This window comes from Pantoea eucrina (assembly GCF_001691555.1).
Taxonomy (GTDB): domain Bacteria; phylum Pseudomonadota; class Gammaproteobacteria; order Enterobacterales; family Enterobacteriaceae; genus Pantoea; species Pantoea borealis.
In genome coordinates, this window is record NZ_MAYN01000008.1 from 617,936 (window position 1) to 642,663 (window position 24,728).

General features: G+C 55.3%; 17 protein-coding genes. 10 read left to right on the forward strand and 7 right to left on the reverse strand.

Annotated features, from left to right (window positions below):
• Window positions 1–8 precede the first annotated feature (8 nt).
• The 6 genes from nuoJ (at window position 9) to BBA90_RS09080 (ending at window position 6,491) form a co-directional block, all read left to right on the forward strand.
• Window positions 9–560, forward strand: coding sequence for an NADH-quinone oxidoreductase subunit J (gene nuoJ / locus BBA90_RS09055; RefSeq protein ID WP_065648836.1), 552 nt, complete (start codon window positions 9–11; stop codon window positions 558–560).
• A complete protein-coding gene (nuoK, locus tag BBA90_RS09060) occupies window positions 557–859 on the forward strand; it encodes an NADH-quinone oxidoreductase subunit NuoK (protein WP_013509877.1) in 303 nt (100 codons plus the stop codon). The genes nuoJ and nuoK overlap by 4 nt, the downstream gene beginning before the upstream one ends.
• The gene (gene nuoL, locus BBA90_RS09065; RefSeq protein WP_065648837.1) at window positions 856–2,691 is read left to right on the forward strand and encodes an NADH-quinone oxidoreductase subunit L; all 1,836 of its coding nucleotides are present in this window, start codon (window positions 856–858) and stop codon (window positions 2,689–2,691) included. The genes nuoK and nuoL overlap by 4 nt, the downstream gene beginning before the upstream one ends.
• Before the next feature lie 223 nt (window positions 2,692–2,914).
• A complete protein-coding gene (nuoM, locus tag BBA90_RS09070; RefSeq protein WP_065648838.1) occupies window positions 2,915–4,435 on the forward strand; it encodes an NADH-quinone oxidoreductase subunit M in 1,521 nt (506 codons plus the stop codon).
• 6 nt (window positions 4,436–4,441) lie between these two features.
• Window positions 4,442–5,899, forward strand: coding sequence for an NADH-quinone oxidoreductase subunit NuoN (nuoN, locus tag BBA90_RS09075; RefSeq protein ID WP_039385550.1), 1,458 nt, complete (start codon window positions 4,442–4,444; stop codon window positions 5,897–5,899).
• A gap of 139 nt (window positions 5,900–6,038) precedes the next feature.
• The gene (locus BBA90_RS09080; RefSeq protein ID WP_065648839.1) at window positions 6,039–6,491 is read left to right on the forward strand and encodes a GNAT family N-acetyltransferase; all 453 of its coding nucleotides are present in this window, start codon (window positions 6,039–6,041) and stop codon (window positions 6,489–6,491) included.
• 29 nt (window positions 6,492–6,520) lie between these two features.
• On the opposite strand, the gene BBA90_RS09085 is transcribed toward BBA90_RS09080, so the two are convergent.
• The gene (locus tag BBA90_RS09085; RefSeq protein ID WP_065648840.1) at window positions 6,521–8,179 is read right to left on the reverse strand and encodes a glucan biosynthesis protein D; all 1,659 of its coding nucleotides are present in this window, start codon (window positions 8,177–8,179) and stop codon (window positions 6,521–6,523) included.
• Window positions 8,180–8,467: 288 nt separating this feature from the next.
• Between BBA90_RS09085 and elaB the strand changes: the two genes are divergently transcribed.
• On the forward strand, window positions 8,468–8,788 hold the full coding sequence (gene elaB, locus BBA90_RS09090) for a stress response protein ElaB (RefSeq protein WP_065648841.1): 321 nt from the start codon (window positions 8,468–8,470) through the stop codon (window positions 8,786–8,788).
• Window positions 8,789–8,942: 154 nt separating this feature from the next.
• Window positions 8,943–10,139, forward strand: a complete 1,197-nt coding sequence (locus BBA90_RS09095) for a nicotinamide mononucleotide deamidase-related protein YfaY (RefSeq protein WP_065648842.1) — start codon at window positions 8,943–8,945, stop codon at window positions 10,137–10,139.
• A 399-nt stretch (window positions 10,140–10,538) separates the two neighbouring features.
• Here BBA90_RS09095 and yfaE read toward each other — a convergent pair whose 3' ends face one another.
• The 4 genes from yfaE to ubiG form a co-directional block, all read right to left on the reverse strand.
• Complete coding sequence (gene yfaE / locus BBA90_RS09100) at window positions 10,539–10,799, reverse strand: class I ribonucleotide reductase maintenance protein YfaE (protein ID WP_065648843.1); 261 nt, start codon at window positions 10,797–10,799, stop codon at window positions 10,539–10,541.
• Between the two features lie 2 nt (window positions 10,800–10,801).
• Complete coding sequence (gene nrdB, locus BBA90_RS09105) at window positions 10,802–11,932, reverse strand: class Ia ribonucleoside-diphosphate reductase subunit beta (RefSeq protein ID WP_065648844.1); 1,131 nt, start codon at window positions 11,930–11,932, stop codon at window positions 10,802–10,804.
• A gap of 63 nt (window positions 11,933–11,995) precedes the next feature.
• Complete coding sequence (nrdA, locus tag BBA90_RS09110) at window positions 11,996–14,281, reverse strand: class 1a ribonucleoside-diphosphate reductase subunit alpha (RefSeq protein WP_065648845.1); 2,286 nt, start codon at window positions 14,279–14,281, stop codon at window positions 11,996–11,998.
• 405 nt (window positions 14,282–14,686) lie between these two features.
• Window positions 14,687–15,433, reverse strand: a complete 747-nt coding sequence (gene ubiG / locus BBA90_RS09115) for a bifunctional 2-polyprenyl-6-hydroxyphenol methylase/3-demethylubiquinol 3-O-methyltransferase UbiG (protein WP_065648846.1) — start codon at window positions 15,431–15,433, stop codon at window positions 14,687–14,689.
• 176 nt (window positions 15,434–15,609) lie between these two features.
• On the opposite strand from ubiG, the gene gyrA reads away from it, so the two are divergent.
• Together gyrA and rcsC are read left to right on the forward strand one after the other, a co-directional pair.
• On the forward strand, window positions 15,610–18,249 hold the full coding sequence (gyrA, locus tag BBA90_RS09120) for a DNA topoisomerase (ATP-hydrolyzing) subunit A (RefSeq protein WP_065648847.1): 2,640 nt from the start codon (window positions 15,610–15,612) through the stop codon (window positions 18,247–18,249).
• Between the two features lie 165 nt (window positions 18,250–18,414).
• Window positions 18,415–21,264: a two-component system sensor histidine kinase RcsC gene (rcsC, locus tag BBA90_RS09125; protein WP_065648848.1), complete on the forward strand. Its 2,850-nt coding sequence runs from the start codon at window positions 18,415–18,417 to the stop codon at window positions 21,262–21,264.
• Between the two features lie 146 nt (window positions 21,265–21,410).
• Here rcsC and rcsB read toward each other — a convergent pair whose 3' ends face one another.
• Complete coding sequence (gene rcsB, locus BBA90_RS09130; protein WP_033750421.1) at window positions 21,411–22,061, reverse strand: response regulator transcription factor RcsB; 651 nt, start codon at window positions 22,059–22,061, stop codon at window positions 21,411–21,413.
• A gap of 1 nt (window position 22,062) precedes the next feature.
• Entirely contained in the window at window positions 22,063–24,717 is a 2,655-nt protein-coding gene (rcsD, locus tag BBA90_RS09135) for a phosphotransferase RcsD (RefSeq protein ID WP_065648849.1), read from the reverse strand.
• Between the last annotated feature and the right edge of the window lie 11 nt (window positions 24,718–24,728).

Below are 24,728 nucleotides of genomic sequence, written 5' to 3' on the forward strand. Positions count from 1 at the left end.
AGCCAGGTATGGAATTTGCGTTTTATCTTTGCGGACTGGTGGCGGTGCTGACGACGCTACGCGTTATCACGCATACGAACCCGGTACACGCGCTGCTGTACCTGATTGTCTCACTGCTGTCGATTGCCGGCGCGTTTTTTGCCATGGGTGCCTACTTTGCGGGTGCGCTGGAAATTATCGTTTATGCCGGTGCCATTATGGTGCTGTTTGTGTTTGTGGTGATGATGCTCAATCTCGGCAAGAGTCAGCAGGAGCAGGAGCGGGAGTGGCTTAAGCCGTCACTCTGGGTTGGACCCGGCATTGTCTCCGCGCTGCTGCTGGTGGTGATGGTTTACGCTATCCTCACTGCCACCGATCAGGGCATTGATGGCACGGTTATCGATGCAAAAGCAGTCGGTATCAGCCTGTTTGGCCCGTATGTTCTGGCGGTAGAACTGGCTTCAATGCTGCTGCTGGCAGGCCTGGTGGTTGCCTTCCACATCGGCCGTGACGATCGTCACGCTGAAGTGATGAGCCATCGCGTAACGGATGCAGCATCCAATAAGGAGGGACAGGCATGATCCCATTACAACATGGCCTGATTCTGGCTGCGGTGCTCTTTGTTCTCGGCCTGACCTCACTGGTGCTGCGCCGTAACCTGCTGTTTATGCTGATTGGTCTGGAGATCATGATCAACGCCGCAGCGCTGGCGCTGGTGGTGGCGGGCAGCTATTGGGGGCAGGCAGATGGTCAGGTGATGTATATCCTGGCAATCAGCCTTGCAGCAGCGGAAGCGAGTATTGGCCTTGCCCTGTTGCTGCAGCTCTATCGTCGTCGTCAGACGCTGAACATTGACACAGTGAGCGAGATGCGCGGATGAATCTTCTCTATTTAACTGTACTGTTTCCGCTAATCGGCTTTTTGCTGTTAGCGTTTTCCCGGGGCCGCTGGTCAGAGAACCTGTCAGCTGCTGTCGGAATGGGGTCGGTCGGCCTTTCGGCCCTGACCACGCTCTATGCGGGTATTGAGTTTTTTGGTCAGGGACAGCAGCCGTTTACTCAGGCGCTGTGGACCTGGATGCAGGTTGGCAACTTTGATATTAAAGTGAATCTGGTGCTGGATGGCCTGTCACTGACGATGCTTTCTGTGGTCACGGGCGTCGGCTTCTTTATTCATATGTTTGCCTCCTGGTATATGCGTGGTGAAGAGGGCTATTCCCGCTTCTTCGCCTATACCAACCTGTTTATCGCCAGCATGGTCGTACTGGTCCTGGCTGATAACCTGATGCTGATGTATCTGGGCTGGGAAGGGGTAGGGCTTTGCTCCTATCTGCTGATCGGCTTCTACTACAGCAATCCGGATAACGGCAAAGCGGCCATGAAAGCGTTTATCATCACCCGTGTGGGCGATGTGTTTCTGGCCTTTGCGCTGTTTATTCTCTACAACGAACTCGGCACGCTGAACTTCCGTGAGCTGATGGCGCTGGCACCGGCACACTTTGCTGCAGATAACAGTATGCTGCAGTGGGCCACCCTGATGCTGCTGGGCGGCGCAGTAGGTAAATCTGCACAGCTGCCGCTGCAAACCTGGCTGGCGGATGCGATGGCGGGCCCGACGCCGGTTTCGGCACTGATCCATGCGGCAACCATGGTCACGGCGGGTGTCTATTTAATCGCCCGTACGCATGGTCTGTTCCTGCTGACGCCTGACGTTCTGCATCTGGTGGGAATTGTCGGCGCTATCACGCTGGTCCTGGCAGGTTTTGCTGCACTGGTACAGACCGATATCAAGCGCGTGCTGGCTTACTCCACCATGAGTCAGATTGGCTACATGTTCCTGGCGCTGGGCGTACAGGCGTGGGATGCGGCGATTTTCCATCTGATGACGCACGCTTTCTTTAAAGCGCTGCTGTTCCTCTCGTCTGGCTCCGTTATTCTGGCGTGCCATCATGAGCAGAACATCTTTAAAATGGGTGGCCTGCGCAAAAGCATTCCGCTGGTTTATGCCTGCTTCCTGGTAGGCGGTGCCGCGCTGGCCGCGCTGCCGCTTATTACCGCAGGCTTCTACAGTAAAGATGAGATCCTGTTTGGTGCGCTGGCCAACGGACACATTAATCTGATGGTTGCCGGTCTGGTCGGGGCATTCCTGACCTCTATCTACACCTTCCGCATGATCTTTATCGTGTTCCATGGCGAGGAGAAGATCCACGCGCATGCCGGTAAAGGCATTACCCATCATCTGCCGCTGATTGTGCTGCTGATCCTCTCCACCTTCATTGGCGCGCTGATTACGCCTCCGCTGGCAGGCGTCCTGCCGGAAAATGAATTTGGCGAAAACGGCAAAATGGCGCTGGAGATCGCATCAGGCTTAGTGGCTGTCAGCGGGATTCTGATTGCTGCTGCACTGTGGCTTGGCAAGCGTCAGCTGGTGACCCGCGTGGCCAACAGCGCACCGGGCCGCTTCTTCGGCACCTGGTGGTTTGCCGCCTGGGGCTTTGACTGGCTGTATGACAAAGTCTTTGTTAAACCGTATCTCGGTATCGCATGGCTGCTGCAGCGCGATCCGCTGAACTCCCTGATGAACCTGCCTGCGCTGCTGTCGCGTATTGGTAATAAAGGTCTGGTGGTCAGCGAGAATGGTTATCTGCGCTGGTATGTTGCCTCCATGAGCGTGGGTGCCGTCGTGGTGCTTGCCCTGATGCTGGTGATGTAAAGATTGATGGGCTTGGAAGAGAAGATGACAAAAACTCTTTTTTTCCTGATAGCGAATGTGAAAATTGCCTGAATGACGAAGCGTAATCGGCGCAGCCCGTTTCGTTATCGCCAGCGCGCAGCAACCGGAGCGTACTGATGTACGTGAGGATTGCGGGCACTGCCGGAAACGAATCGGGCAAGCAAGATAGCTCGAAAGCAGGTTAAAAAAAGGGAAGTATGCCGTGCTATTACCTTGGCTAATAATAATACCTTTCGTCGGGGGCCTGCTCTGCTGGCTGGCTGAACGGCTTGGCGCAAAAGTACCGCGCTGGATCGCCCTGATCACCATGGGGCTCACGCTGGCTCTTGGTCTGCAGCTATGGCTGCAGGGCGGCTATTCGCTGACGCAGGCCAGCGGCCTGCCGCAGTGGCAATCAAGCTTTAACGTGGCGTGGATCCCACGCTTTGGTATCCGCTTCCATCTGGCCATTGATGGTTTGTCCCTGCTGATGGTGGTACTGACCGGTCTGCTGGGCCTGATGGCGGTACTCTGCTCATGGAACGAAATTGAGAAGTATCAGGGCTTTTTCCACCTCAATCTGATGTGGATCCTGGGCGGCGTTATCGGCGTATTCCTTGCCATCGACATGTTCCTGTTCTTCTTCTTCTGGGAGATGATGCTGGTGCCGATGTACTTCCTCATCGCGCTCTGGGGACATAAAGCGTCGGACGGTAAAACCCGTATCACAGCAGCCACCAAGTTCTTTATTTACACTCAGGCGTCTGGTCTGGTGATGCTGATTGCGATTCTGGCGCTGGTGTTTGTGCACTACAATGCGACCGGTGTCTGGACCTTCAGCTATGAAGAACTGCTGAAAACCCCGATGTCACGCAACGTTGAGTGGCTGCTGATGCTGGGCTTCTTCATCGCCTTTGCGGTGAAAATGCCGGTGGTGCCGCTGCACGGCTGGCTGCCTGATGCACACAGCCAGGCACCGACTGCCGGTTCTGTCGATCTGGCCGGTATTCTGCTGAAAACCGCAGCTTATGGTCTGCTGCGCTTTAGCCTGCCGCTGTTCCCGAATGCTTCAGCTGAGTTTGCGCCAATTGCGATGTGGCTCGGCATTATCGGCATCTTCTATGGCGCCTGGATGGCATTCTCTCAGACGGATATTAAGCGTCTGATTGCCTACACCTCGATTTCGCACATGGGCTTTGTGCTGATCGCGATTTATACCGGCAGCCAGCTGGCCTTCCAGGGGGCGGTTATCCAGATGATTGCTCACGGTCTGTCAGCCGCAGCACTCTTTATTCTGTGTGGCCAGCTGTATGAGCGTCTGCATACCCGTGACATGCGTCAGATGGGCGGTCTCTGGTCGCGAATCAAATGGATCCCGGGTCTGTCACTCTTTTTTGCGGTAGCGAATCTCGGCATGCCGGGTACCGGCAACTTTGTGGGCGAATTCATGATCCTGACCGGCAGCTTCCAGGTCGTGCCGATGATCATCGTGATTGCCACCTTTGGGCTGGTGTTCGCTTCGGTTTACTCGCTGATCATGATGCAGCGTGCTTACTACGGTGAAGCGAAATCGAAAGAGCCGCTGCCCGGCATGTCAGTACGCGAATTTGCCACCATCGGCGTGCTGGTCGTGCTGCTGGTGCTGCTGGGTATCTACCCGCAGCCGATTCTCGATACGTCCCATGCTGCGATGAGTAATATTCAGCAGTGGTTTACCGCTTCAATTTCAACTACAAGGCCGTAATTCGCCATGACAATAACTCCTCAACAATTGATCGCGCTACTGCCGCTGTTGATCGTCGGACTGACGGTGGTGGTGGTGATGCTGTCCATTGCGTGGCGACGCAACCATTTCGTTAATGCCACGCTGACCGTTATTGGCCTGAACCTTGCGCTGGTGTCGCTGTGGTTTGTCGGGCAGGCGGGCGCAATGGATGTGACGCCGCTGCTGCGCGTTGACGGCTACTCCATGTTCTATACCGCGCTGGTGATGCTGGCGAGTCTGGCGACCTGTACTTTCGCCTATCCCTGGCTGGCGGGCTTCCCGGATAATAAGGATGAGTTTTACCTGCTGGTGCTGATTGCTGCGCTGGGCGGGGTTGTGCTGGCAAGTGCAAACCATCTGGCCGCGCTCTTTATTGGTATTGAACTGCTCTCCCTGCCGCTGTTTGGCCTGATTGGCTACGCTTTCCGGCAGAAACGTTCGCTGGAAGCGGCGCTGAAATACACCATTCTTTCTGCGGCCGCCTCGTCGTTTCTGCTGTTTGGTATTGCGCTGGTCTACGCCGACTCCGGCAGCCTGAGCTTTGTTCAGCTGGGTAACAGCCTGACCGATAGCATGATCCAGCAGCCGCTGCTGCTGGTGGGGCTGGGAATGATGATTATCGGCCTCGGCTTTAAGCTGTCGCTGGTGCCGTTTCATCTCTGGACACCGGATGTTTATCAGGGCGCGCCTGCACCGGTATCGACCTTCCTGGCCACCGCCAGCAAGATCGCTATCTTTGGTGTCATTATGCGTCTGTTTATGTACGCGCCGCTGACCGACAGCGAAGCGGTACGCACCGTGCTGGGGATTATCGCCTTTGTCTCTATCCTGGTGGGCAACCTGATGGCGATTTCGCAGAGCAATATTAAGCGTCTGCTTGGCTACTCCTCTATCGCTCATCTGGGTTATCTGCTGGTCGCGCTGATTGCGGTGAAAACGCATCAGCTGTCGCTGGAAACAGCTGGTGTTTACCTGGCGGGTTATCTGTTCAGCAGCCTGGGCGCCTTTGGCGTGGTCAGCCTGATGTCCAGCCCGTATCGCGGTCCGGATGCCGACTCGCTCTATTCCTATCGCGGTCTGTTCTGGCATCGTCCGGTGCTGTCAGCGGTGATGACGGTGATGATGCTGTCGCTGGCGGGTATTCCGATGACGCTGGGCTTTATCGGTAAGTTCTACGTTATCGCATCCGGTGTGAATGCGCATCTCTGGTGGCTGACCGCTGCCGTGGTTGCCGGCAGTGCCATCGGCCTATACTACTATCTGCGCGTAACGGTGAGCCTCTATCTTACCCCGCCAGAGCTGCACACGCGTGATACGCCGGCTAACTGGGCGTTTACCGCGGGCGGTGTGGTCGTGCTGATTTCCGCCATTCTTGTGCTGCTGCTAGGTGTCTATCCGCAGCCGCTCATCAGGCTGGTACAGATGGCACAGCCGCTGATGTAACAATGCTTTTTTCTGACATAAATCAGGCCTCCGGGCCTGATTTTTTTTATCTGTTATTCGTTGCCCGTATGCCGTCACGGTGCCAGTCCGGCCGTTATGGTAGTCTCAGCCTATCGCCATTTGAAAACAGGAGTGATCTGTGGAAATAGCATGGCTTGATTGCCACCATCGGGAACTGACGGCACAGCAGCTCTACACGCTGCTGGCGCTGCGCAACCAGGTTTTTATTGTGGAGCAGCAGTGCCCCTATCAGGATCTGGACGGGCAGGATCTGGCCGCAGAGAATCGCCATATTCTCGGTTTTCTTGAGGGCCGGCTGCTGGCCTGCGCGCGCATACTGACGCCGGCGCAGCCGGGTGAAGCGGTCGTGGTGGGGCGGGTGATCGTCTCTGAAGAGGCGCGCGGGCTCAGGCTGGGCTACCGGTTAATGGAACAGGTGCTGAGCAGCTGTGAAACCCACTGGCCAGGACAGGCGATTTATCTGTCGGCGCAGGCGCACCTTGAGGGGTTTTATGGCCGGCTCGGTTTTCAGGCGGTCACCGCGGTCTACCTGGAAGATGACATCCCGCATATCGGCATGCAGAAAATATAACGGCGAGGGGAGCCTCGCCGTTATCGCTATCAGACCGGTGTCATCTGCCGGTCGTCGGTGTATTTGCGCTGGTCAGGCGGCGGCGGAAAATACTGGTAGAGCCAGGTTTCGCTCAATGTCTCATCTTTGGTACGCAGGAACAGACGCATTTCCACCGGCGTGGTTGCATCGCTGTTCGGGTACCAGTCAAACAGAATGCGATAACCGTTGATCGGTTCAACATAGAGGATCTCTACCTGTTTGAACGTGCCTGATGAAACGGTAATAACCGGCTCAATGCCTCTGGCAGCAGCGGCTTTCAGGTCGCCATCGATAAAGTCTACGGAAAAACGGCGACACCAGGTCTCAGGGAAGTGTTCACCCGGTGCCCAGCCCTCGGGAAAACCGCCAATGCCGGTGCGGGTGGCATCCACGCGTGCCAGATCGCTGCGTACCGGCGGCAGCTGGCTCCAGTAGAGCTTGTAGCCAAAATTCAGCTCGCTGCCCGCCTGAATCGGCTCCTCTGGCTGCCAGAAGCAGACCACGTTATCCAGCGTCTCCCCGGTAGTGGGGATCTCCATCAGATTAATGGCCCCTTTGCCCCATTTGCCGGTCGGCTCGACCCACAGGCTCGGGCGCTTGTCATACCAGCCGATCACATCCTGATAATTTTTGAAGTCGTGATCCAGCTGCAGCAGACCAAAGCCGCGCGGATTTTCATCTTTATAGGCGTTAAATTGCAGGCGCTGCGGGTTGTTAAGCGGACGGGCAATCCATTCACCGCTGCCGCTCCACATCGCGAGGCGATCGGAGTCATGGATCTGCGGATGATAGGTGTTGCACATGCGGCGTTCGTTGGTACCACAGCTGAACATACTGGTCATCGGCGCAATGCCGAGCTGGCGAATCGCTTTACGGGTAAAGAGGTGGTTTTCCACTTCCATCACCACACGTTTCTCTTCACAGTGGACGGTGAATTTATAGGCGCCGGTCAGGCTGGCACCATCCAGCAGGGCATACACGACAAAAGTGGTGTCATCTGCTTTTGGCGTTTCAAACCAGAATGCGGTGAAATCAGGAAACTCCTCCTGACCATTGCTGAACGTGTTAACGGCCACGCCGCGGGCGGAGAGGCCATACTGATAGGTTTCATCCACGGCGCGGAAGTAACTGGCCCCGAGAAAAGAGACGATATCGCGTCGCGCCAGCTCCGGTTTTTTAAACGCGCGGAAACCGGCAAAGCCGAGATCGTTTTTACCCGCCAGCTGCTGCGTATCGACGCCCGCATCATGGTAGTTAAACAGTTCCGGGCGAAAGTGGATCTCCCGTGCTTCGCGGCTGGCCGCATCCACGGAGAACATGCGAATACGTCGTTTGAATCCCATGCCGACGTGAAAAAATTGCACATCCAGCTCGCGATCGGCCACGTTGTTCCACAGCGAGTGCTGAGCATCATACTGAATTTCGTTATACGCCTGCGGCGTAAGGGTCGCCAGCGTGTCAGGCAGCGCACCTGGCGCACCGCCCCAGGGCTTTTTCGCCAGCGCTGCGGCCTTTTGTTTCAATACATCAAAGTCGAAGCGCACTGCTTTACCGTCGGCAATGCCGTCATCGGCCCATGCAGATTGCGCAAACAGCGAGGAGAGCCCGGTCATGCCACCCAGGGCTGACAGAGCGACGGACGCTTTCACAAATTTTCTACGATTCATGCCGGAATTCTAATCCTTAGCTGCTCGGGTGTATTGTGTCTGTTTCCAGACGGTTAGCGTCGGGCTACAGGGAGTTACGACAGTGGCGCAATCAAAAAATTCACTCGCCGGAAAATTTATCAGATTAATCAAATAAACGAAGCAGATTCTCTGCCGCAGGAGGTTATCCGGCATACTTTTACAAAGCCGTCGCGCTTTTCCGGTGGGTGCAAACGTAATTTCAGCCAGCAAAGTTATGATTTATAGCTATAGTTAATCGACACGTTATGAACACGGAGGAACCGCATAATGTCATCTTCAGACCAATTTGATAACCGTTATGAATCAAGTGTTGACGACGATCTGGCGCTGTTAACTGAAACGCTTGAAGAAGTGCTGCGCGCTTCCGGCGATCCGGCCGATCAGAAGTATATTGAGCTCAAACAAAAAGCTGAGCAGGCACTGGAAGATGTGAAGAGCCGCGTCAGTCAGGCATCGGACAGCTATTACTACCGTGCCAAGCAGGCGGCGTATCGTGCCGATGATTACGTTCATGAAAAACCGTGGCAGGGCGTCGGTATTGGTGCCGCTGCAGGCTTGTTTGTAGGTTTACTGCTGGCCCGTCGTTAATACTGCTGCCGGGCGCGCGTCACGCTGCGCCCGGCTTCGCCTGCCATACTCTCTTCTCAGTTTACGATCTCTTTCCCGATTTCCCTTCTTGATGATTGTGTTTACCTCGTCTGCTTTCTACAGTAAAGCGTAACCAGGACAAGGAGAATGCAACGTGATACGTGTTGAGATGCTCGCCACGGGCGATGAAGTGCTGCATGGACAAATAGTGGATACTAATGCGGCATGGCTGGCGGATGTGCTGTTTCAGCATGGCCTGCCGATGACCAGCCGCATGACCGTAGGGGATGCGCTGCCGTCGCTGATTGATGCATTACAGAGCCGCAGCCAGGTCGCAGATGTCCTGATTGTTAACGGGGGACTGGGTCCGACGTCCGATGATTTGAGCGCGCAGGCTGCTGCGGCCGCCAGCGGTTGCGAACTGGTACTGCAGACAGAATGGCTGGCAAAAATGGAGGCCTGGTTTGCCAGTCGCGGTCGCGTAATGGCCGCCAGCAACCGCAAACAGGCCGAGATCCCGGCTAATGCCACGCTTATCGATAACCCGGCGGGCACAGCCTGTGGCTTCGCACTTCAGCTCAACCGCTGCTGGATTTTCTTTACGCCGGGCGTGCCGTCAGAATTTAAATTGATGGTGGAGCAGGAGATTATCCCGCGCCTGAAAGCACGTTTTACCCTGCCTGAACCGCCGCTCTGCCTGCGCCTGACAACCTTTGGTCGCGGAGAGAGCGATATTGCGGCCGAGCTTGAACCGCTGGCGCTGCCGGAGGGGGTAGTGATGGGCTACCGCTCTTCAATGCCAATTATTGAAATCAAGCTTACCGGACCTGCCAGCGCGCGCGTGGCGATGGAGCAGGTCTGGCAGCAGGTAAAGCTGCTGCTGGCCGAATGTACGATTTTTGAAGGCACCGAAGGGCTGCCCGCGCTGCTGGCCCGTGAACTGCAGCAGCGTGAGTTCCGCCTCGCCACCAGTGAGCAGTTTACCGCGGGCTTTCTGCACTGGCAGCTGGCCGCTGCAGGCGTGCCGCTAAGCGCAGGTGAGATCCTGTCGCCGCAGGCAGAAACGCTTGAAGCGCAGGTTGATCGGACACGTGCGCTGGCAGCAGAGCAGGGCAGCGCTCTGGCGCTCTCTATCGGTGAGCTGACTGAGGGAGAAATCGCGATTGTGCTGCAGACGCCCGAAGCGGGCTGGGGACAGCGGGTGAAGTTTTCGCATAGTCGCCACAATAAAGAAACCCGGCAGAAAGTGGTGGCGATGATGGCAATGAACATGCTGCGTCGCTGGCTGCACGGCAGTGAGGTTTCTACCGGACACGGCTGGATCGACATTCTGGAAACGGTAAAGCACTGATTGTGTCTGCGAAGGGGCATACCGGATACGTTAGTGTTTAACCGGTATCGCTTGCAAAGGGAGCCTGGTTGCGGAAGTGACGGTGACTTGCCGCACCGGCATAAACCCCTCCCTGGGGCCTGCCGCCGCGCCATCCATGGCGCGGAGGCTGCTGCAAGTCACCATCGCTTCCGCGCCCTGTGACTTCTGCATAGCTATCAGATGAGTGGCTCTTACAGCCGCACAGAAGCACAGGGGAAGAGGGGGCACTGAACTAAGCCGGACGTCACGCGGCAGGGACGCCGCGTGCCGAGGCCCGCAGGGAGCGGGTGTTGCCGTTCCGGGCGTGTTCAGCGCCCTCTCTGACCAGAGCAGCTTTCTTGTCGCATGAACGATGTGAAAGAAAACAGACGGGGGCGGTTACAGCTCAATCTCAATCTCGCCGCGCGCCTTGCAGCAGCAGGGCAGGATTTCACCCTGCTGAATAAAGGCCAGCGGGGTTTCAGCGTAATCAACCTCGCCCCGTACCAGGCGCATACGACAGGAGCCGCAGTAGCCTTCACGGCACTGAAATTCCACGCAGAGGTTATGCGCCTCCAGCGTGGTCAGCAAATTGGGATGATCCTCTGCGCACTCCAGGCGAGAGCCTGAACTGCGCAGGATAACAACAGCGCGGCTCATGTTCAGAGCTGAAAATCGTTGAAGTCATCTTCGCCTACTTCGGAGTCGATCTGACCCACGAGATAGGAGCTTACTTCCACTTCCTGCGGTGCAACCTGCACGTTGTCAGACACCAGCCACGAGTTGATCCATGGAATCGGGTTAGAGCGGGTCTGGAAGGGCAGATCGAGACCCACTGCCTGCATACGGATATTGGTGATGTATTCAATGTACTGGCACAGAATATCTTTATTCAGACCAATCATTGAGCCGCCGCTGAACAGATACTCTGCCCACTCTTTCTCCTGCAGCGCCGCCTTTTTAAACAGCTCGAAGCACTCATCGCGGCACTCAGCAGCAATCTCTTTCATCTCCGGATCGTCTTCACCGCTGCGCAGCAGGTTCAGCATATGCTGGGTGCCGGTCAGGTGCAGCGCTTCATCACGCGCGATCAGCTTGATGATTTTGGCGTTGCCTTCCATCAGTTCACGCTCGGCAAAAGCGAATGAACAGGCGAAGCTGACATAAAAGCGGATCGCTTCCAGTGCATTGACGCTCATGAGACAGATATAGAGCTGCTTTTTCAGCGCACGCAGGCTGACGGTAACTGATTTACCAGCAACCTGATGCGTGCCTTCACCCAGCAGATGCCAGTAGTTGGTCATCTCAATCAGATCGTCGTAGTACTTAGAGATATCCTGCGCACGCGCCAGAATCTGCTCGTTGGTGACGATATCATCAAACACCAGCGACGGATCGTTGACGATGTTGCGGATGATATGGGTGTAGGAGCGTGAGTGAATGGTCTCAGAAAACGCCCAGGTTTCGATCCAGGTTTCCAGCTCCGGGATAGAGATCAGCGGCAGCAGCGCGACGTTCGGGCTACGGCCCTGGATAGAATCGAGCAGCGTCTGATACTTCAGGTTGCTGATGAAGATATGCTTCTCATGATCCGGCAGCGCCTGATAATCGATACGATCGCGTGAGACGTCGACCTCTTCCGGACGCCAGAAAAATGAGAGCTGCTTTTCAATCAGCTTTTCAAAAATGTCATATTTCTGCTGATCGAAACGCGCCACGTTCACGGACTGGCCGAAGAACATCGGCTCTTTCAGCTGATCGTTTTTATTCTGTGAAAAAGTAGTATAAGCCATGACTAAGTCCAAAAAGTGAAGCGGGCTGGCAGCGCCAGCCCTGACATAAGTACGCGTCGCCGGTTAAATTTTGCAGGCGCCGCTTTCGCAGCCATCATCCTGAATTGACGGTGCCAGATCGTCCTGTGCATCTTCTGCGCCGTCGCGGGTGTTTTGATAATAGAGCGTCTTCACACCAAACTTATAGGCGGTAAGCAGATCTTTCAGCAGCTGTTTCATCGGCACTTTGCCATTGGCAAAGCGGCCCGGATCGTAGTTCGTGTTCGAGGAGATCGCCTGATCGATAAACTTCTGCATCACGCCAACCAGCTGCAGATAACCATCGTTAGAAGGCATTTCCCACAGCAGTTCATACTGATCTTTCAGGCGCTCATACTCCGGCACGACCTGACGCAGAATGCCATCTTTAGACGCTTTAATGCTGATGTGACCGCGCGGCGGCTCAATACCGTTAGTGGCATTTGAGATCTGCGAAGAGGTCTCTGACGGCATCAGGGCAGAGAGCGTGGAGTTACGCAGGCCGTGCGTGGTAATAGATTCACGCAGCGCTTCCCAGTCAAGATGCAGCGGTTCATTGCAGACGGCGTCCAGATCCTTTTTATAGGTATCAATCGGCAGAATGCCCTGCGAATAGGTGGTCTCTTTAAACCACGGGCAGGCGCCTTGCTCTTTTGCCAGCTCATTTGACGCTTTCAGCAGATAGTACTGAATGGCCTCAAAGGTTTTGTGCGTCAGGTTGTTGGCGCTGCCGTCTGAGTAGCGCACGCCGTGCTTCGCCAGGTAGTAAGCGTAGTTAATGACGCCAATACCCAGCGTACGGCGACCCATTGCGCCACGCTGTGCTGCCGGAATCGGATAGTCCTGATAATCCAGCAGTGCATCGAGCGCGCGCACCGCCAGTACTGCCAGCTCTTCCAGATCGTCGAGGCTGTTGATAGCACCGAGGTTAAAGGCAGAAAGCGTACAGAGCGCAATCTCGCCGTTTTCATCATTCACATCGTCAAGCGGCTTGGTTGGCAGCGCAATCTCAAGGCAGAGGTTAGACTGACGCACTGGCGCAATCGCCGGATCAAACGGGCTGTGGGTATTGCAGTGATCGACGTTCTGGATGTAGATACGGCCGGTTGAAGCGCGCTCCTGCATCATCAGCGAGAAGAGATCGACCGCTTTTACGCGCTGCTTGCGGATGCTCTCATCTTTTTCATATTTGGTGTAGAGACGCTCAAACTCTTCCTGATCGGCGAAGAACGCATCATACAGGCCCGGGACATCTGACGGGCTGAACAGGGTAATGTCTTCGCCTTTCAGCAGGCGGGTGTACATCAGCTTGTTGATCTGAACGCCGTAGTCCATGTGGCGCACGCGGTTACCTTCCACACCACGGTTGTTTTTCAGCACCAGCAGGCTTTCCACTTCCAGATGCCACATCGGGTAGAACAGCGTGGCGGCACCGCCGCGTACGCCGCCCTGAGAGCACGATTTCACTGCCGTCTGGAAATGTTTATAAAACGGAATGCAGCCGGTATGGAACGCTTCACCGCCGCGAATCGGGCTGCCCAGCGCACGGATGCGGCCTGCATTGATACCAATACCGGCACGCTGTGACACATATTTCACGATGGCGCTGGAGGTGGCGTTAATAGAGTCCAGACTGTCGCCGCACTCAATCAGGACGCAGGAGCTGAACTGACGGGTTGGGGTGCGCACGCCAGACATGATTGGCGTCGGCAGCGAGATCTTAAAGGTGGAGATCGCGTCATAAAAGCGCTTGATGTAGCTCATGCGCGTATCGCGTGGATAGTTCGAGAACAGGCAGGCCGCGACCAGGATATACAGGAACTGGGCGCTCTCATAGATCTCGCCGCTGACGCGGTTCTGCACCAGATATTTTCCTTCCAGCTGCTTAACGGCAGCGTAAGAGAAGTTCATATCACGCCAGTGATCGATGTAGCTGTCCATCAGCTCAAACTCTTCGGTGCTGTAATCTTCCAGCAGGTGGCGGTCATATTTGCCCAGCTCCACCATTTTCACGACCTGATCGTAAAGCTTCGGCGGCTCAAACTGGCCGTAGGCTTTTTTACGCAGGTGGAAGATAGCCAGACGTGCGGCCAGATACTGATAATCCGGCGCATCGCGCGAAATCAGATCGGCTGCAGCTTTGATGATGGTTTCATGGATATCAGACGTTCTGATGCCATCATAAAACTGAATGTGGGAGCGCAGTTCAACCTGAGAAACTGAAACGTTGTTCAGCCCTTCAGCCGCCCAGTCGAGTACACGGTGAATTTTATCGAGATCAATGCGTTCCTGACGGCCATCGCGTTTGGTGACGAGCAGACTTTGGTTCATGTCGCGTGTTTACCTGTCCATGAAATAGGAAATTATCCCCTAACTATTCACAAGGTCTATGCACAAGCCGCTCGCTGTGAGTAAGCCTGTGGATAAACACTATATATAGGGGGTTCGGGAAGTTTTACTAACTATATGGTGAGTATTTTAGTCAGCATTCTTTGCTTAACAAGAGTTGATTTTTGGCAAAGAATCAGTCCTGGTAGCCGGGAAAAATCCTGGATCCGCGTGGCATAAGGCCTGGGTTAGCTGTCAACGGCTTCATACTTTTTTTTAATAGTATGACTGAGCGCGTAAATCTCAATCAAAGGCGCGGAACCCGTGATTATGGCAGAGACGAAACAGAGAAGATCGGCTAGCGGGGAAGAGGAAAAGAGGCTCGCCCTGTAGCGCGAGCCTCTGCTATCAGCGTGTTTCGTCTGCGGCATCAGCCTGAGCGTGGGTATGAATCATATAGTTCACGTCCACACCTGGCCCGAGACGGAATTTATTGGTCAGCGGATTATAGTGCAGGCCAATCATGTGACGTTCACGCAGCGTGGTTTCATCAACCCAGTCCAGCAGTTCCGCCGGGCGGATAAACTTTTTAGCGTCATGCGTACCGCGCGGCAGCATGCGCAGCACATATTCTGCGCCGAACACTGCCAGCAGCCAGGCTTTTGGATTCCGGTTGATGGTAGAAAAAAAGACTTCACCACCGGGTTTTACCAGGCGGGCGCAGGCCATAACAACCGAGCGCGGATCGGGTACGTGCTCCAGCATCTCCATGCAGGTCACCACGTCATACTGGCCGGCATGGCTGTCAGCGTGATCTTCCACTGTCTGCTGAATATAATTGACGCTGACGCCGTTCTCTTCCGCATGCAGACGCGCGACGGCCAGCGGTTCCGCGCCCATGTCCAGTCCGGTCACTTCCGCGCCTTCACGCGCCATACTCTCTGCCAGAATGCCACCGCCACAGCCGACATCGAGCACCTTTTTGCCAAACAGGCCATTGCTGTGCTGCGCAATCCAGCCCAGACGCAGCGGATTAATACGGTGCAGCGGCTTAAATTCGCCCTCTAAATCCCACCAGCGCGAAGCGACCGCTTCAAACTTGGCAATCTCACTGTGATCGACGTTCTGACGGCTTTCCTGCGGTTGTTCACTCATTGCATAACGACTCCTGGCAAAATATCTCCTGAGTATAAACGCTTAAACGCCAGGTGGCATCTCTCAGCGTGAACGAAAAGCGCCAGAAAACCCCGCTTTACGTTCACCGCACGTAAGCAATGTGATATACTTTCGCACCTTTAAAATCCGGGATTAAGTAGAGGGATAGCGGCTCCATGAGCGACCTTGCGAGAGAAATTACACCGGTCAATATCGAAGAAGAGCTGAAAAACTCCTACCTCGATTACGCCATGTCGGTCATTGTTGGCCGAGCCTTACCCGATGTCCGTGATGGCCTGAAGCCGGTGCATCGCCGCGTGCTTTACGCCATGAGCGAACTGGGTAACGACTGGAATAAAGCCTATAAGAAATCTGCCCGTGTGGTAGGTGACGTTATCGGTAAGTATCACCCGCACGGTGACTCTGCTGTATACGAAAGTATTGTCCGTATGGCCCAGCCGTTCTCCCTGCGCTATATGCTGGTTGATGGTCAGGGTAACTTCGGTTCCGTTGATGGCGACTCCGCTGCAGCGATGCGTTATACCGAAGTCCGTATGGCGAAGATCTCCTCTGAGCTTCTGGCCGATCTGGAAAAAGAGACGGTCGACTTTGTGCCAAACTACGATGGCACCGAGCAGATCCCGGAAGTGCTGCCAACCAAAATTCCTAACCTGCTGGTAAACGGCTCCTCTGGTATCGCCGTGGGAATGGCAACCAACATTCCACCGCATAACCTGACTGAAGTGATCAACGGCTGCCTCGCGTTTATCGATGATGAAAACATCAGCGTAGAAGGGCTGATGGAGCACATCACCGGGCCGGACTTCCCGACTGCAGCCTTTATCAATGGCCGTCGTGGTATCGAAGAGGCCTACCGCACCGGGCGCGGTAAGATCTACATCCGCGCGCGTGGCGAAATCGAAACTGATGCGAAAACCGGCCGCGAAACCATTATCGTCAATGAGATCCCTTATCAGGTCAACAAAGCGCGTCTGATTGAAAAAATTGCCGAGCTGGTTAAAGAGAAGCGCGTTGAAGGCATCAGCGGACTGCGCGACGAGTCCGACAAAGACGGTATGCGCATTGTCATTGAAGTTAAACGCGACGCCGTGGGTGAAGTGGTTCTGAACAACCTCTATTCGCTGACGCAGCTGCAGGTCTCTTTCGGCATCAACATGGTGGCACTGCACCAGGGTCAGCCGAAGATCATGGCGCTGAAAGAGATCATCGAAGCCTTTGTGCGCCACCGTCGCGAAGTGGTGACGCGTCGCACCATCTTTGAACTGCGCAAAGCGCGCGATCGTGCCCACATCCTTGAAGGTCTGGCGATTGCGCTGGCGAACATCGATCCGATTATCGAGCAGATCCGTCGCGCGCCAACGCCGGCAGAAGCGAAGGGTGCCCTGCTGGCGCAGGCATGGGATCTCGGCAACGTTGCCGCTATGCTGGAGCGTGCCGGTGATGATGCTGCACGTCCGGAGTGGCTGGAGCCTGAATTTGGTATTCGTGACGGCCGCTACTATCTTACCGAGCAGCAGGCTCAGGCGATTCTGGATCTGCGTCTGCAGAAACTGACCGGTCTTGAGCATGAGAAACTGCTTGATGAGTACAAAGAGCTGCTGGATCAGATTGCCGGCCTGATTCACATTCTGCAGAACGCTGACCGCCTGATGGAAGTGATCCGCGAAGAGCTGGAAGCGATGCGCGATCAGTTTGGCGATGCGCGCCGTACTGAGATCACCGCAAACAGCGCAGATATCAATATTGAAGATCTGATCAATCAGGAAGATGTGGTTGTTACCCTGTCGCATCAGGGTTACGTTAAGTATCAGCCGCTGTCAGATTATGAAGCGCAGCGCCGTGGTGGTAAGGGCAAATCAGCCGCACGTATCAAAGAAGAGGACTTCATTGATCGCCTGCTGGTCGCCAATACTCACGACACGATTCTCTGCTTCTCCAGCCGGGGCCGTCTCTACTGGATGAAGGTATATCAGCTGCCGGAAGCGAGCCGCGGCGCACGCGGGCGTCCTATCGTTAACCTGCTGCCGCTGGAAGCCAATGAGCGCATTACGGCTATTCTGCCGGTGCGTGAGTATACCGAAGGCTTCAATATCTTTATGGCAACAGCCAGCGGCACCGTGAAGAAAACTGCGCTGCAGGAGTTCAGTCGTCCACGCAGTGCCGGCATCATCGCCATTAACCTGCGTGAAGATGATGAGCTGATCGGCGTGGCGCTGACCAACGGCAATGATGAAGCGATGCTCTTCTCTGCCGCCGGTAAAGTGGTGCGCTTTGCTGAGAGTGCAGTGCGTGCCATGGGCCGTTCAGCCTCAGGCGTGCGCGGTATCAGGCTGGCAGAAAACGATAAAGTGGTGTCACTGATTGTGCCGCGTGAAGAGGGCGCGATCCTCACCGTTACGCAGAATGGTTACGGTAAGCGTACGGCTAACAGCGAGTATCCGACTAAATCGCGTGCCACTCAGGGTGTTATCTCGATCAAAGTCACCGATCGTAACGGACCGGTCATCGGTGCGGTACAGGTAGTGGACGGCGATCAGATTATGATGATCACCGACGCCGGCACGCTGGTACGTACCCGCGTATCAGAAGTCAGCGTGGTCGGCCGTAACACGCAGGGCGTGATCCTGATCCGCACCGCGGACGATGAGAACGTTGTTGGCCTGCAGCGTGTGGCGGAGCCGGTTGAAGAAGAGGAGCTGGATGCCATCGACGGCAGCGTGGCGGAAGGCGAAGAAGATATTGCGCCGGAAGTCGACAGCGATGACGAGGCACCGGACGCAGAAGACGACGCATAACTGTCTGATGCACCTTAGCAGCGGCAGGTCAGGGCAACCGACCTGCCGTTTTATTATCTGAGTTTTCGTCCTGCACCCTGCACCAACTGGCTTTTTCGCAGCGATAAAGCTAGTGTATGTGCACCTTTTTGGGTCCTGTTAACCGTTACCGCCAGTGAGCCTCTCTTGAAATATCTCGTCTCCTTTCGTACCACGCTTCGTATCTCGCGCTATCTTTTTCGGGCGCTGGCGCTGCTGCTCTGGTCGCTGGGTGCATTGCTGACCACCTTCTATATCATCAATGTGCTGCATGAAAAAGAGAATGGAATACGCCAGGAGTTCGCGGCGAATTACGGTAAAGCAGAGTGGTACGTCCGGCACTCGGCTGACGTCATGCGCGAACTAAAGTACATCACGGAAAACCGCCTTAGCAGCAGCGCTAACGGACTGGACATGCTCAACGGCCTGCCCGCCGGCAAAAGCACGCTGCCGCAGTTTACGCCGCTCTTTTCCGATGGTGACTGCACCTCAATGAGCAATACCTGGCGTAACTCGCTCGACTCGCTCAGCTATTTTATCAACTACTGGAAAAGCAATTTTGCTGCGGCTTATGAGCTGAATCGCGTATTTTTTATCGGCGGCGAGAGCCAGTGCCTGGCTGATTTCACCATTGGCAGCAGCAATCCGGTAGATCGTGAACGCAGCATGAAGGCGCTGCGTGAACATGTGCTGCACTATCGCAACAGTAATGAGGAAGATCGGCGCAATCCGATGTACTGGATCACCGACAGCGCGCAGCCCGGAAACGGCAACTTCTATATGGTCGTCCCGGTTTACGTCGCCAATAAACTGCAGGCGCTGCTGGGCGTTGAGCAGAATATCCGGCTGGATGAATTTATTCAGCCCGGCGGGCTGCCGCTGGTGGCGACCATCACCGATGAAAATTATCGCCCGCTGCTGAGCAGTCGCCGTAGCGGACCCGGTTATGCGCTGGACGATCTGCCGGATGAGAACACCTGGTTTGGCTACCTCGATAGCTATCGCCAGCTGGTGCTGAAAAAGCCGCTGCCGCCATCGGATCTGAATATAATCTGGTCTCTGCCCACCTCGGTGATGGTGGATCAGCTGCGGCTGCTGCTGCTTAACGCGCTGCTGCTCAACATTTTCAGTGCGATTCTGCTTTTCACCCTGGCGTGGATATTCGAGCGCCGCATGTTCCTGCCGGCGGAAGATAACGCACACCGGCTGGAAGAGCATGAGCAGTTTAACCGTAAAATTGTCGCATCGGCGCCGGTAGGGATTTGCATCCTGCGCACCAGCGATGGCACCAATATTCTGAGTAACGAACTGGCACACAACTACCTTACGCTGCTGACGCAGGAAGATCGCCAGCGGCTTAACGAAATCATCAGCGGTCAGCAGGTGAATTTTGTTGATGTGCTGACCGGCAGTAATACCAACCTGCAGATCAGCTTTGTGCACTCGCGCTACCGCAATGAAAATGTGGCCATCTGCGTGCTGGTTGATGTCTCCTCCCGCGTACGTATGGAGCAGTCGCTGCAGGAAATGGCACACGCCGCCGAACAGGCGAGCCAGTCGAAATCGATGTTCCTTGCAACCGTCAGCCATGAACTGCGCACGCCACTTTACGGCATCATCGGTAACCTCGATTTGCTGCAAACCAAAAGCCTGCCCAAAGGGGTGGAGTCACTGGTTACCGCGATGAATAACTCCTCCAGCCTGCTGCTGAAAATTATCAGCGACATTCTCGACTTCTCAAAGATAGAGTCAGAACAGCTGAAGATTGAGCCGCGCCCCTTCTCACCGCGTGAGGTCATTAACCATATCACCAGCAACTATTTATCGCTGGTAGTGCGCAAGCGCCTTACGCTCTATGTTTTCATGGAAAACAATGTGCCGCTGGCGCTGGATGGCGATCCGCTGCGGCTGCAGCAGGTGATCTCCAACCTGCTTAATAACGCCATTAAATTTACCCACACCGGCTGCATTATTCTGCACGCCTATGTGAAAGAGGGGTATCTCGCCTTTCGCGTGCGCGACACCGGGGTCGGCATTCCGGCCAGAGAGGTAACGCGACTGTTTGATCCTTTCTTCCAGGTAGGGTCCGGCGTCCAGCGCAACTTCCAGGGTACCGGGCTGGGACTCGCGATCTGTGAAAAGCTGATCAACATGATGGATGGCGATATCGAGGTCGATTCTGAACCGGGTATGGGCAGCCAGTTTATTGTGCGTATTCCGATCTACGCCGGCCAGCAGCCGGCACCGCCGCTGCTGGATGGCCTGCAGGAGAAAGCGATCTGGCTCGATCTGCGCAATGATTATCTCGCTGCGTTTCTGCTGCGTCTGCTGCAGCAACAGGGACTCAAAGCGGCGGCCTGGCAGGGGCAGGCTGAAAGCGACGATGTGGTGATAAGCGATCACGATGATTCACTGATGCAGGCGGTGCGCGCGCGCATTCTGATCTGCGGTGAACATATCGACATGCCGCAGGAACGGTCGCCGGGCGTCTGGGTGCAGAGCAGCGCAACGCTGCACGACCTGCCGCTGCTGCTGGGGCGTATTTACCGCATCACGATTGACAGCGATACCACCACGCCACTGCCGCCGCCTGCAGCTGAAAATGCCAGCAATGAAGATATTACTATCTTGATTGTGGATGATCATCCCATCAACCGTATGCTGCTGTCGGAGCAGCTCGGCACGCTGGGTTACCAGACCAAAACGGCGCAGGATGGCGTTGATGCGCTTAACGTGCTGAGTCGCAATCATATCGACATCGTGCTGAGCGACGTCAACATGCCGAACATGGATGGTTATCGCCTGACGCAGCGCCTGCGCCAGCTGGGGCATGTCTTCCCGGTAATTGGCGTCACTGCCAATGCGCTGGCGGAAGAGAAGCAGCGCTGTATGGATGCCGGTATGGATAACTGCCTGTCAAAACCGGTGACGCTGGATGAGCTGAAAGTCACTCTGGCACGCTATGCTGCGCGCGTGCGTACCGGGCGCCAGACATAATGTGTGCGGTTCAGTAATCGCATGCTGTTGTCAGGCCGGAGATCAGCGAAGAAGACGATAGCGGAAGAGGAGAGGGCGAGGCGTTGCGGTGTGGCTCACCGGAGCGCACAGGAAGAATCGGACGGCCCGCAGGCCGCCCGCAAAGATTAATCTTTGTCGATCTGCGTGGCGCTGACCGAGGAGAGATAGTTCAGCAGCGCAATATCGTTATCCACACCCAGTTTCATCATGGCTGATTTCTTCTGGCTACTGATGGTTTTGATACTGCGGTTCAGCTTCTTGGCAATCTCAGTCACGAGGAAACCTTCAGCAAAGAGACGCAGTACTTCACTCTCTTTCGGCGACAGACGCTTGTCACCATAGCCGCCTGCGCTGATCTTCTCCAGCAGCTTAGCGACGCTTTCCGGCGTATATTTTTTGCCTTTCTGCAGCGCGGCCAGCGCTTTTGGCAGATCGGTCGGGGCGCCCTGTTTCAGCACAATCCCTTCGATATCGAGATCCAGCACGGCACTCAGGATCGCCGGATTGTTGTTCATAGTCAGAACAATGATCGAGAGATCGGGGTAGTGACGCTTGATGTACTTAATCAGGGTAATGCCGTCGCCATACTTCTCGCCAGGCATAGAGAGATCGGTGATCAGAACATTCGCGTCCAGCTTAGAAAGGCTGTTGATCAGTGCTGTAGAGTCTTCAAACTCACCTACTACGTTAACCCATTCAATCTGTTCCAGAGACTTACGGATACCAAACAGAACAATGGGATGGTCGTCGGCAATAATTACGTTCAGGTTATTCATCTTATTGGTTACCTTGCTGCAGCAGTTGATTGACATAGGCGTCAATTTCACTGGTGGTATTTTTAATGGTTAAATCGTCGCACATTTTAATATGCTGTTCTAACGCTTCACAAAGCTGTTTACCCGGCAGCAAATTGAGCATGGCAAAAACGCCTTTCAGGCGATGCGCTGTCTGAGCAAGAGAAGGATAGTCACTATCCGACGCTTCAGTATACAGCCTCCTGACATCAGGCGGTACTGTCTCGGTAAACAGCTGGAAATAGCCGCCGCTTAACAGCGGTGTGGCAGCCTCATTTTCTTCACTCTCCTCCATCAAATCACTGGCCAGCTGCTTCTCAATCAGGGCCAGCAGTGCGTCAAGCAGGGCGTTGCTGAGGTTATAGTTCACGCGATACTGCCTGTCGCTCAGGGCGTGGTGCCCCAGCTCATCGCCCGCCAGCAGTAACGCCCAGCCGCTGAGACGTTCAGGGTCGTCCGTGATCAGAACGTCATGCTCCTGACCAGAAAGTCGCTCATCTGAGGTCAGGCACTTCGCCCCCCAGTTCTCCAGATGGCGACAGACGATTTTCTGTACATCTTCAACTGCTATATCGACCAGGGCAGTCACGCCCTCCAGTAATTTTTCTTCCTGCTCATCCAGCAGCGGCTGCAGCGCGAGCGGCAGCTGAATGTTATAGCGCGTGCCGATATCGGGTTTAGCGATAATGTCTAACTGACCGCCCATCTGTTTGCATAGCTGTTTACACAGGAAAAAGGCCATTCCGGAAGCCTGGCCGAAACGATCCTGTGACGTCTCACCAAGGTAGGGAAAATCGGCGTTCGTCAGTTCATCCGCGGTCAGCCCGGAGCCGGTGTCGACCAGCTGGAGCTGCAGTACATCGGGTTTATCCGCCGGCGTTTTAACCTCCAGCGTGATTTTGCCCCATTGCGTGGTGGTCAGCGCATAATGCATCAGGGTGGTCAGCACCTTACGCAGCGCGCGGCGATCGCCGCTGCGCATTTCATCATTCGCCAGCTGATTATTGACGACCAGCGTCAGGCCCTTGCGCCGCAGCAGCGGCAGGCTCTCCAGCGCGATTTCGTCCAGCAGATCCTGCAGATTAAATGCGCTCGCTTCCGGCGACCAGTCATGCGCTTCCAGCCGGTTCAGCAGCACAATGTCATCCACCAGGCGGGCCAGCCGCTGGCTCTCATCCAGCAGATCCAGCACGCTCTCATCGTCGCTACGCTGGCTGAGCTGGACCAGGCGCGTCACCATATCCTGCAGCGGGCGATTCAGGGCATGGCCGAGCTGCTGCATCAGCTGCTGACGCATCTGGTGATTGCGGTCCAGTACCTGCTGTGCTTTCTGCAGCTTCTTATTGACCAGCAGTTCGCGATCCTGATCGCGCATCATAAACAGCTGCGTATGCGGTGACAGCACGCTGCGCGCATGGCGGATCTCATACACTTCATTATTGATAGTCGCCTGCAGCACGCCCTGATGCTGGTCAGACATATTAATAATCTTCTGCAGATTCAGGTGCGGCAGCAGGTGATCGGCAATCTTATTGCTAAGCAAAGTGCGGTTAGTGGCGAAATCGTACACCAGCAGCCCGACCGGCAGGCTGGCGACAATTTCTTCATTCAGCATACGCAATGAATCGAGCTCTGCGCTCTGATTCTCATTCGGGCGCAGCGCCTGCTGACGCAGCAGGGTCATACCGGCAATCGACAGCAGAAAGAGCAGCAGATTGATCAGCAGCGGCCACATCAGGTTATGCAGCGTATCCAGCGCGAGGTTAAGCAGCGGTACGCGATAAACCAGCTGCAGCGGCGTACTGGGCAGCGAGGCGGCAATCTCCAGATCGGGGTTGACCAGGGTAACGCTGGTGGTGCCGTCGCTGCCATCATCAGTGCTGCTGCTCTGGGTAGCATCCTGACGCAGCTGAAAATTCTCCAGCGGCAGGTTCTGCGGCACCAGATCGTTAACCGGCAGATCAAACGCAACCACTGTCGCCAGGTGACCCGGCTGGTTAAAGGTCGTGCGCAGCGTAAAATAGTGATCGTTCTGCCAGGTAAAATGGCGCAGCGGCGAGAAGCTTTCGCGCTCATCAAGGGCGTTAGCCTGCTGCAGCATCTCAGCACGGCGGCTGTCGACCAGCGTATTCAGCGCGCTCTCTTTGTAGCGCGTCGCCATATCTTTCAGCGGCAGGGTAGAGATCATGATCAGGCTGTTATCCTGACCATTCAGAAAATACATCGACCACGCGGGGTTTTCTGCCCCCCATAAGGTATCGAGGTAGCCGGACATACGCATGGTCATATCCAGCGTACTGCCGTCATGCGAACCGAAGATCAGCGCTTCCGTTTTACGGCGCGTTTTTTCCAGATAGTAGACATCCGGGCGTAGCCGGGTCTCCTGCAGCGTGCTGTTGGGAGCAGAACCGGCAGCACTGGTAGCGAGGTTTTCGTAAATCTGCCAGGTGGCGAAGCGGTAAGCATCGATGCGCTTTTGCATATCACGCGCCAGATCGGTCATGGCATAGCGCTTCTCAGCGATCCAGGCGCTGACGCTGTTATGTACCATCGCACCCAGTGCCAGCAGCAGCACCAGGTTGAACACCACGACAAAGCGTGTAACGTTGCCGGAAGTCAGTGGAAATTTATAAAGCATAGTGAGTCTCA

Coding starts and splice junctions, on each gene's coding strand:
- yfaE (WP_065648843.1), bottom strand. CDS start 10,799: ATGAGCCGCGCTGTTGTTATCCTGCGCAGTTCAGGCTCTCGCCTGGAG.
- nrdA (WP_065648845.1), bottom strand. CDS start 14,281: ATGAACCAAAGTCTGCTCGTCACCAAACGCGATGGCCGTCAGGAACGC.
- nuoJ (WP_065648836.1), top strand. CDS start 9: ATGGAATTTGCGTTTTATCTTTGCGGACTGGTGGCGGTGCTGACGACG.
- BBA90_RS09085 (WP_065648840.1), bottom strand. CDS start 8,179: ATGAATCGTAGAAAATTTGTGAAAGCGTCCGTCGCTCTGTCAGCCCTG.
- nuoN (WP_039385550.1), top strand. CDS start 4,442: ATGACAATAACTCCTCAACAATTGATCGCGCTACTGCCGCTGTTGATC.
- nuoK (WP_013509877.1), top strand. CDS start 557: ATGATCCCATTACAACATGGCCTGATTCTGGCTGCGGTGCTCTTTGTT.
- rcsD (WP_065648849.1), bottom strand. CDS start 24,717: ATGCTTTATAAATTTCCACTGACTTCCGGCAACGTTACACGCTTTGTC.
- ubiG (WP_065648846.1), bottom strand. CDS start 15,433: ATGAGTGAACAACCGCAGGAAAGCCGTCAGAACGTCGATCACAGTGAG.
- nrdB (WP_065648844.1), bottom strand. CDS start 11,932: ATGGCTTATACTACTTTTTCACAGAATAAAAACGATCAGCTGAAAGAG.
- elaB (WP_065648841.1), top strand. CDS start 8,468: ATGTCATCTTCAGACCAATTTGATAACCGTTATGAATCAAGTGTTGAC.
- rcsB (WP_033750421.1), bottom strand. CDS start 22,061: ATGAATAACCTGAACGTAATTATTGCCGACGACCATCCCATTGTTCTG.
- gyrA (WP_065648847.1), top strand. CDS start 15,610: ATGAGCGACCTTGCGAGAGAAATTACACCGGTCAATATCGAAGAAGAG.
- nuoL (WP_065648837.1), top strand. CDS start 856: ATGAATCTTCTCTATTTAACTGTACTGTTTCCGCTAATCGGCTTTTTG.